We start from the raw sequence: 615 nt of genomic DNA, 5'->3' as shown, positions 1-615 counted from the left end.
CGATGCTGTATGCAGTCATCATGCGCTTCGACTCCCTGCGCGAGATAGAGGCGGCAATGACGGCTGAGGTGCGCAAGCTTCATCACATAGGCATTGACAGGGTTCCTAAGCGCAGTACCCTGTCAGATGCGAACGCCAGACGCTCGGAGAAATTCTTTGAGGACGTGTATCACGACCTTTACGAGTCCAATAAGGACAGACTTTCTTCGGACAGCCGACGCAATGGTACGGAGGAATGGGTAAAACGTCTGAGAATCATCGATTCCACCACGATAACCCTGTTCTCTAACGTCATCTTCAAGGGCGTGGGCCGTCATCCTAAGACGGGAAAGAAGAAGGGTGGCATAAAAGTGCATTCCGTCATTCATGCAAACGAGGGAGTTCACTGTGACGTGAAGTTCACCTCTGCCGCTACCAACGATTCCTTCATGCTCGCCCCCAGCCATTTCAAGCATGATGAAATCGTTGCCCTGGATCGTGCATATATTAACTATGAAAAGTTTGAGGAACTGACCGAGAGGAACGTCGTCTATGTCACCAAGATGAAGAAAAATCTCAAATACGAGGTGTTGGCAGACTGCATGGATATGAACGAGGATGGGCTGATGGAATATC

General features: G+C 49.8%; 1 protein-coding gene. It reads left to right on the top strand.

What is annotated here, in order from left to right:
* A partial coding sequence (locus E0E16_RS14150) for a transposase (RefSeq protein ID WP_255418130.1) occupies positions 1–615 on the top strand: 615 nt, incomplete at both ends.

This window comes from Prevotella rectalis, assembly GCF_900607215.1.
In the GTDB taxonomy this organism is placed as follows: domain Bacteria; phylum Bacteroidota; class Bacteroidia; order Bacteroidales; family Bacteroidaceae; genus Prevotella; species Prevotella brunnea.
This window is presented reverse-complemented; position numbering and strand designations above follow the sequence as displayed.